A 477-nucleotide genomic window follows, 5' to 3' on the forward strand; every position below is an offset into this window, starting at 1 on the left:
AAGAAAAGTGTAATTCAACCGTTAATTGATGAATTAAATGATAATAAGTCAAAACTCCCTCTAATTTGTGTTGAAATAATTTCCCCAGATTCAGGAAAGTTTAACTGGAAAGACTTTTATATAAGAATACTTCAGTCGGCTGATGAACCGTTAATAAATAAAAAAGTTAATTATCAAACGCTTTTAGATAATCAACAAGGAAAAAAAAATAATTTCAATTTATCTGACGGTCCAGCAAATTTACGATTAGCAGTAGAAAATCTATTCATATATAGAAACCCTGAAGTGTTTATTATTGATGAAGCTCAACATTTTCTAAAAATGGCATCTGGTAAACGTTATATAGATCAATTAGACACTTTGAAGTCTTTGTATAATAAAACGAATGTTCCACTTGTACTAGTTGGAACATATGAACTCAGTGCATTTATGGATTTGAGTGGACAATTATCAAAGAGAACAAATAATATTGAATTT

General features: G+C 28.5%; 1 protein-coding gene. It reads left to right on the top strand.

Annotation, left to right across the window (positions count from 1 at the left end; translation table 11 throughout):
* Window positions 1-477, top strand: a 477-nt coding sequence (locus V7056_RS08115; RefSeq protein WP_499700905.1) for an AAA family ATPase, incomplete at both ends; no start/stop codon positions are given.

The organism is Bacillus sp. JJ664, from assembly GCF_036962205.1.
Taxonomy (GTDB): Bacteria; Bacillota; Bacilli; order Bacillales; family Bacillaceae_G; genus Gottfriedia.